Origin of the sequence: Ferruginibacter yonginensis (assembly GCF_042651465.1) — a bacterium.
Lineage (GTDB): Bacteria > Bacteroidota > Bacteroidia > Chitinophagales > Chitinophagaceae > Ferruginibacter > Ferruginibacter yonginensis.
Genome location: NZ_JBHSCZ010000003.1, coordinates 81265 through 90606 on the forward strand (window position 1 = coordinate 81265; position 9342 = coordinate 90606).

General features: G+C 29.9%; 4 protein-coding genes. All 4 read left to right on the plus strand.

All coding sequences use genetic code 11. From position 1 onward, the window contains the following. The first annotated feature begins 1 nt into the window (after position 1). Positions 2–2896, plus strand: a complete 2895-nt coding sequence (locus ACFOWM_RS12195; protein ID WP_379710510.1) for a hypothetical protein — start codon at positions 2–4, stop codon at positions 2894–2896. Positions 2897–3555: 659 nt separating this feature from the next. Further along, positions 3556–6648 carry a triple tyrosine motif-containing protein gene (locus ACFOWM_RS12200; protein WP_379710513.1) on the plus strand — a complete coding sequence of 1031 codons (3093 nt, stop codon included), beginning with the start codon at positions 3556–3558 and terminating at the stop codon, positions 6646–6648. A 306-nt stretch (positions 6649–6954) separates the two neighbouring features. Further along, positions 6955–7650 carry a LytR/AlgR family response regulator transcription factor gene (locus tag ACFOWM_RS12205; RefSeq protein WP_379710516.1) on the plus strand — a complete coding sequence of 232 codons (696 nt, stop codon included), beginning with the start codon at positions 6955–6957 and terminating at the stop codon, positions 7648–7650. Between the two features lie 806 nt (positions 7651–8456). Next, complete coding sequence (locus ACFOWM_RS12210; RefSeq protein ID WP_379710519.1) at positions 8457–9146, plus strand: hypothetical protein; 690 nt, start codon at positions 8457–8459, stop codon at positions 9144–9146. Positions 9147–9342: the final 196 nt, after the last annotated feature.

The following is a 9342-nucleotide window of genomic DNA, read 5'->3' on the forward strand; positions in this document are numbered from 1 at the left end:
CATGAAATATATATTTTTATTTTTTATTTTCTTCGGTTTTAGAATTTCCTATAGCCAAAATACTGCTGTTTTAACTGGCGCAACTTATAAAGAACGTGCCGAGGCAATTATTAGTCAAACCTCAATTAGAGTATTTAATGCAAATACTATTGAAACTAGGGCTGGCTTTGTTTATTGTGCAGCACGTTATTATAAAAATATAGACCTAGCTTATGCTGACAGCCAATTAAACATACTTTTAGACAGAGCTATTGCAGGTGACGCTGATACTGGTTTTACAACTTTTCAAGTTATGCAAACCTATCTGCTTTGTAAACCAAAACTCAATAATGCTTTAAAATTAAAAATTCGTTTGTTTATGCAAAGCATCGATTTTAATTTTGAAAGAGGTTATACCTATAACCTAACACTTATGCCACATGCCGCAGCCTATTTGGCCTGTGAAGAATGGCCTGATTATGTTGATGCTTCTGGAAGGACCCATGATGAAATTCAACTTTTTTCTAAGCGTATACTTGCCAGAATGCTAGATGAAGCATTTCTATTAAATAATCAAGAAATTGATGCGCCTATCTATTACATGACTAATTTAGGACCTTTTAGAATGTTATCGGATCATACTAAAGATGATTTTTTACAAAGAAAAGCTTTTTCAACCTATCAAGCATGTTTAGCATTAATTAATGCCGGGTACAATAAAGGATTATATATAGCTAACCCTACCCGTTCAAAAAGTTGGAATAACCTTGGCGATGGACTCAAGAGAGCATCAGGCCTAGGATCATTTGCCTGGGTTTTATTTGGCACAATAAATGAACCATTTTACTACGAGGGATTTAATGAAGGTAAAGGACTTGAGGTGATGAATTTTTGGTTATATTACCAAGGGTATACCCAACCCAAGGCAAGTATCATTGAAAGTAGTAAAAACAAAACTTATCCTTATTTTAAAAAGGGATTAGGTTTTAAACGGACCTACCAATCGTTGAATTATGGTTTGGCTAACTGGGATACGCCTGCCGGCGATCCTAATGAGAGTTATAATTGGAAAGAATCAAAACGCACTTATTTAGCTTGGCAATCGGATACCATAGACTGCCATTTCACCATAAGCCAAGAAAATCCACGTAGACCAAGTGAACCAACAATTCCTAATTGCTTTGGATGTGGCGACAATCCTTATCAACGGGTAATGCAATATAAGGGTACAGCAATTGGTATATGGAATGTGCCTTTAGATTACACTTTTTATAAGTTATACAATGCTTTTCCGAAAAACGCTTTTAAAGGTATATTGCAAAAAAATGGTTGGATTGTTTGCCATACCGGTAGCATGATGTTTGCCATAAAAACTATTGAACCATACACATGGGACACTACTTCACATGCAATACACAATCTTCAATGGGTAGACAATCGGAAGGGTGGCTGGATATTAGAAACTACTGAACTTTCATCAGCTTGGAGTGGTGATTTTGCCTCACAAATGAACCAATATGTTAATGCCTTACAAGCAAATACAAATATTATTACCATAAATTATTCCTCAAGTAACCCCAGGTTAAAATACAAATCACTACAAGGGGATATTTTAGATATCACTTATTTTGATCCAAATGTTACCTACACCAATCAATTTATAATAAATGGAGTTACGGATTCAATTACAAGCCAAATAACAGATGATATTTGTGCTTACCAAGATTATAACAGTAACCAACTTCAGATAAAATCTAATGGAGTAGTGGTAGAAACATTAATAAAAGACCAACCTTCTCAAAATTCAATTGTGTTGCAACCTGCAGGTAATGCTTTAAACCTTTCAACTGCAATTGCTTCTCCTACCTATCACTGGATTGTACCTGAGGGTAGTATTTTTTTGAATAATACAAATCCTTTTGTTGCAAAACCTAAAATTCAATTGCCATTTAATATTGATGTTAACTATTATGAAATAAAAGTTTATGTTGATGATGGAAGAGTAAGCAAACGCCTTTATAGCAACAACAGTGTGATGGCTGAAAATGGATTTATTCGATTTAATTCAACCAATTATGAGTTTGAAGGATATAGTAATAATCAGTGGGTGAGTTTAGAAAAAAATACGTTTGTATTAGACAAATTAACAACTGAACCTATCGCATCATTTTCATTAAGAAAACTTCGTTCAAATTACATTGGACCAGCTATAAAAGTTAGGCGTAGTACAGATAATGCAATAATGGATATTAATTTCACAGCAAATGGTTTTCTTGATGAAGTTGCATTATTAAACTTTGTAGGATCAAGTAATGGTTATATACAAACCTGGTACAATCAAAGCTCAAGTAATAATTTAGTAATGAACACTTTAACAATGCAACCAGCTATTGTAATAAATGGTGTTATTATAAAGAAAAATGGTAAACCAGGAATTTTTGTAAATGGGACATCAAGATTAGACGGTACTGCATTATCCCCACCAGTACTTATAGATGATTGTTATTTGAATGTGGTGAAGGAACACACAGGAGCTACAGTAGGTGGTGTATTAGATCTTGGTAGTGCTCCAGGATTTAGGTTCTCAGTAAATGTAAGATCTGAATTAGTTTGGCTTAATTCAGAAAACTTTAAAATTCACAATCCTACTATTGCAAATTCAGGGTTTGCTATAAATGGATTTCGATCATCTAGTTCTGAAAATAAGTTACAAATTTATGTGAACGGATATTTAGCGGCTAGTAAAACCAAAGCAATAGATACAAGAACATCGAATCGATTTAGCGTATTTGCAGATGCTAATGGGATATTAGATTATGGAACAACTTCTGAAATAATGGTATTTAAAACTGCTTTAACAAATGTAGAGAGACTTATTTTAGAGCGAAATCAAGCTAAATACTATAACGTTGAATAGCTCAATATCAACATTTTTATTTGCTGTTTAAAGGAAAATAATACGAAACTAATTTCTTCATAATTCGCAATATAGTGTAAGCAATAAAATATAGATATAATGATACATTAGTAATAGCTTTCCAACTATTAACAATCAAAAAAATGATTTTAATTTATAACGATAGGTAATACATGTAAATAAGTACAAGTAAACATTTAAAAATACTGATTCCAATAAGCAGTTAAGTATAAATGCAGTTAAATGAATTAATATTTAAGATTCAATTGTGCAACATGTTTACATACATTGGCGAATCAAATTTATCTTATAATAGCCAGCTACATTGCTATATCATAATAAAGTTTGGTTTTTATAAATCACTATTACAAAAACAATCGAAGTACAAATATGCGTTTATCTATTATAAAAGCATATATTCATAAAGGCATGCCTTTCACTATAAAATTATTCAGAAAAAAAAGCTTTTTAATTAAAAATTTTTAACCTTAACGGACAAAAAAAGAATACCAATGTAATATGTAAAAATAGATTCGTTCAATTTTATTTATAAAGAAAAAGTATTTCATGTGTTGTAACTATTTATTCATTCAGGTTAATTATACTTTTTGCATTTACTACAATAAACTTTAACTCATTTTAGTAAAGAAAACTTTATTATGAAAACTTTTCGAAAAATAATTAGTTGTAAAACATTTTGTTTAGATAAACATTATAAGTTTATTTTTTATTTTTTTTGTTTTTTGTTTTTCCCTTTTTTGGGAACAGCTCAAGTTGGTGATAGGTTCCGCAATTTTTATGATTATAAAGAGTTTCAAATTCCTGGATGTAAAGATATAATTGAAACACCCGATGGGTTAACATTAATTTGGGGTAATTCAGGAATTTACGAATTTAATGGTAAAACTTTTAGAAGATTACGCTTGTTGAATGATAATCTTACTTTTCCAATTAATAGTGCTTTACTTACTACCACAAAAAAATTGTTGGTTGTAAGTACTGAAAATCAGCTTTACAAATTAACAGGAGATACGTTGAGTTATCTCTCTAAAATAAAGAATCAGCCTAAAAATTTTAGAGTCCATGAATTATATGAAATGGATAGCGCTTCTTATTTACTTGGAACATCTAAAGGGTTATATTTTTATAAAACTGGTGAGCAATTAAAAATTTTACCTCACGATTCAGTTTTAAATCATCTTTTTGAATTAAACATTTATGATATTATTTCATGTAAAGAGCATTATTTTCTGTGTACAAATGAAGGCATATTTGAAACAGATTTAAAAAAGTTTTTGAAAAAATGGCCTATAACAATTAAGACCAGTAATTTAATAAACAGGTTTAGTAAAGGCACTAATGGAAAAAGCGGATTTTGGTTAAGCCTAGATAAAATTTATTTTTTTAATGGAATAAATTTTGAGATTGTCGATAAATTATCAACAGCAACATCCATTTTTTCAAGAGTATTTTATAATAGTAAAAATGAAGCTTACGTAGCTAGTGGTAATCATATTTATGCTTTACAAAACAATAAAATAATTGACTCCATAAATGTTAATTATAACAACCTTAGTATAAAAGAATTTTATTTAGATTCTTATGATCATTTTTGGGTGCAATATGCTGATGAAACGACATTCAGGCGATATACTATGCAACCTTTTCGGTTAAAAAAATTCGAAAGACTTAATAATTTATATATAGGCACCTATACAGATAAAACAGGCCACATATACTATGTAGAAGCAGTTACAGGAAATATTATTTCAATTGATCCTGTAACGAGAGTAAAAAAAATTTTTTTTAAAAATAACAAATTTCCAAAGGAACAATTGTTTGGATTAACTGGAAGGGAAGATGGTCGTTTTATAGTTTTTATAAGGAGGGAGGGTAAAACCATTGGGGCTGGCTGGATTAGTAATAATAAAATCACACCCATTCCGACGAGTGATACTAGTATTCGTTTAGTAAATGTATCTGAGCCACCGGGTAAACAGACGTATTTTACAACCATGAGTCATGGTACTTGTTATTTAAATAATAAAGGTATTATTACACCATTGTCTAATAAATCTTTTTCTCCTCACAATTGTATTTCTATAGATAAGTGGGGAGGAGTGTGGTCTTCTGGGTTGAAAGGAGTTACTTATGAATTTCAGAACAAAGTGATTCAACTTGAAACATTGATACCACAATTAGACTTAACAATAACACAATTAATAATTTGGGATAAATACATCTATTTAGCAACTGATCAAGGGGAACTATTTATTTTATATACCCCAAAACTCGGTGTAGCAGAAATGGTACATCACTATAAACATGAAGATGGCTTACCTGAAGGAGAAGTTTATTTAATGAAAATTGATAATGAAGGTAATCTACTGATGTGGTGTGGGTTAAATTCTTTTGTTTATATATATCACCCATGGTTACCAGCTGAGTCTAATATTTTTCCCATTTCAAACGATGTAATACAGAGTTTAAAGCTAACAGATTCAGAAGTGATGGAATTATATTCAGACGGTAGAGGCATGATTATTTTTGACAGTTTAAAGCTTGAATTTGATAAAGATGATTTAAAAAAATGGGCGTTAAAAAAACCTTCAATACTTTTAAGAAAAGTGCAACTCTATAATCAAGATATTGACTGGATGAGCCGAGGTTATGAAAATAAACACTCATTTCTTCCTGATGCAGTTTTGTTAAAATATGATGAGAATTTTATCACTTTTAATTTTGAAGGTATACAACCTGATGGTATGAGTGTACGTTATAGGTATTGGCTTAAAGGAATTGATAAAGACTGGCTACCATCAACAGAACAAAATTCTGTATCCTACAACAACCTAAGCCCTGGAGATTATATTTTTTATTGTGCCGCCTCATCAAATGGATCAGGTTGGTGTACACCTGCTTCATTTAGTTTTACCATTTTACAACCATGGTATAAAACTTGGTGGGCAACACTCATATGGTTATTATTGAGTGGTTTAGTGTTATCATTACTAATAGCTTATATTCTTCAACGACAAAAAATATATATAACTAACCGAGTACGGGAAAGCCGTGAAGAGTTATTACGCATTATTGCACATGATTTAAGGAGCCCTATTAACAGTTATCAAAAAATTGCAGAGTCAATTACTTTTTTGTACAAGCAAGGTGATTACAAAGCAATTGAAGAAATAGGGCTTGAAATTACAGCTACTGGTAAAAGGCTCTCTTTTTTATTGACTAATTTATTGCAATGGGGTATTGTACTACAGGCAAAGGGAATGAAACCTGATTATAAAAAATTTGATGTGCGTTTTCTGTTTAATGAGGTTACAGCGACGTATTCAGATTTTATCACTCAATCTAATTTGAAATTAAATTTAACTAACGATGTAATTAGTGATATAAAATCTGATAAGGATATGCTTGGATTAATAATACGTAACCTTTTAGATAATAGCATAAAAAATGCTGATCAAAACACTACTATTGATATTGTAATAAAAAGCGATAATGATGACCTGATTATAGAATTTAAAAATTTTGCAAAAAAACTTGATCTAATAAAACTAAAATTCTTGTCAGATAAACTATCACAAAAAGAAAAATGGGAGCCTGGAAGAGATGGTATGGGCTTAGGTTTATATATGGTTAATCGTTATCTTAAAATAATAAATGGAGAGCTACAGTTAAGTTATGAAGAAAATTTTGTTGTATTCACAACAAAAATCCGTAACGCTATCACAATTTAAATTAGAAAACTCAATAAAAATAATATTAGTAATTTATATGTTACGAGTTATGATGCTATAAAATTTATTATTATTTATGAATTTGTTTTGATAAAATGCATATTCATTATATAAAATTAATATTTACAAATTTGGCATATTATTTTTTTTTGTAAATAGTAAAATCAAGAAATGAATAACTAACTTGAACACAAATTGCATTTAGTAAATTATATGTGATGATTACGCATAAAATTGGTCTTTTGCAAATTCATAGTGCAAATCGTCTTGGTTTTAAAACTTTAATTGTTGAATATGATCCGTGTAATGTATGTAGAAGATTCAAAGATTGATCAGACTATTTTTAAGGTTGAAACTGCTAAATTTAGTGAAATAGAACTACTAGGTGTTTTTAACAATGCAGAAATTGCTTTAGATTACTGTGCAATGAATTTGCCTGATATTGCTTTTGTGGATGTTGAAATGAAGGGTAAAGATGGTATTTGGTTTGCACAGCAAATTAAAAATATGGGTATTACAATTGTTTTTTTAAGTAGCCATTCAGAATTTGCTATTAATGCCTTTGATGTTGAAGCGTTGCATTTTATTACAAAGCCACTTGATACTTTGGCCATCAGAGAAGTAGTAAATAGATTTAAAAAAAGGAAAGAAGAGGCTCCGTTATTACATGAAATTCCTAAGCGAATTTTTGTAAATACACAAAAGCAAGTTAACGTAATTCAAATGGAAGATATTGTTTATGTTGAGGCAGACGGGTCATACACAAAATTTTTTCTTCTTAATAAAAAAGTCATTATTAGTGGTAAAAATTTAAAAACTTATACAGGTACTCTTCTTGCTAATCCTGATTTTGTAAAAATACACCGTACATATATTATCAATCAAGCCAATTTGGTTAGTATCAATAAAAAATATTTAGATGCAAGTTTTGTATTTAAAAATGATATGACCATCAATATGGCAACATTTAAGAAAGACGACTGGATGGATAAATACATTTAACATAAATGTTGTTTAGTATTTTTAAATACTGTTTATAAAAGGCTGGATAGCTGGTAGTAATAATGTTTTACCTTCTAAAATGTATGAATGAAACTGATTTGTAAAATACATGCAGTTTCATAGTAATTGTTGGTATTTATAATACTTAATGTTCATTTAAGTAGGCTAATTTTTTTCAATTATACTTCCATTATAATCTACCTATTTTAAAGATTTACAAGTTCAAGAACTACCTTAATAATTATAAAGTTTTCAAAAAGCAACACTGCCTTTATCTCCATTAAAGCATTTCAGAAAATAATAGAGCTCTTTATTTTTGTATTAAGTGCTGATGTTCTAATTATCAATCATTTCAATTTCTAATAAACGAATGATGCTGTACACCATATTTCTCCTTTTAATAAAAAATCATTTTTTTAACATTGAATTGTAGTATACTTCATCGCATTTTTAAAAATGTGATACTAAAAAGTTGATCAAGCATTTTAGTAAGTAGTAAATATTTATTTGTCTAACAACCTTTTCATATCTATTTAAAAACCTTAAATAAAAAGTTTACAAATTAAAATGGCTTTTTAAAAATTGAGCGTTTTACTTTATTCCTTATAAAACTATATTACATAAAACAAAAAGGTAATATTTAGGAGTTAAGAAAACTGGTTAGTTCTTTTCGTCTACTTAATTATTAAAATGCCTTATTCATTTTAATTAAATAATTCATTTCTTTTTACACTTTATAATTTTTAAAATGGGCGGTTACCGAAAAGCCATAAAAGAGTAGGTAATAAAACTTAAAAATTTTAAATATGCCAAGTCTTAATCAATTTGCTTATGTACCGGGATCAACCAATTATCAATGGGGTTATGGTGGGGCTATTCCAAATATTCCCATCACAGGCGCCCCAGCTGACACTAATTGGACCCGATGGGCCATGCTAAATGATGGTACCACATACCGTTTATATTTCTTTAAAGGTAGTACAAATAATACCCTTTATCAGTTTGGTTTTGATGGAACGTCTTATGCTTATGGGCATAATTCAATACCAGTTTTAACATTAATAAATATACCAGCTGATGCAGATATGGATAGTTTTGCTATGCTATGGGATGGTGCCAACTACCGTTTATATGTAAAACGGTTGGGTTTTCCAACTACATTATATCAGGCAGCTTATGTACCGGGCAGTACCAACTATCAATTCGGTTATCAGTCAATTCCATCTATTGCTATTACTGGTTTTCCTGCAAATACTGATTGGTCGAGGTGGAGTATGCTTCATGATGGCACAGCTTATAGAATTTATGCGATGCAATTAGGCAGTAATACACAATTGTTGCAGGGATCCTTTAATGCAGCTACTTCAACATACCAATATGCATACAATTCTATTCCTGTATTAAATCTTGTAAATACGCCCGCAAACAGTAATCTTGCAGCTTTTGCCATGTTGTTTGGTCAAAATGCATATAGATTGTATTTCCAAACATTATAATGTTATAAGTTTAAAAATTAGATTTAATACAAGCCCTCATTGTAAATTATAAAGCAATGAGGGCTTGTTTTTATAATTACCATTTTGACTATTAGATAATAAATGCTTCATGTTAATAACTAAAATAGGCGCTAAATTTTCACTGTTCAATAATATGGTGCATTTAAAATTGTAAACTTAATTTTTCTAAAAATTA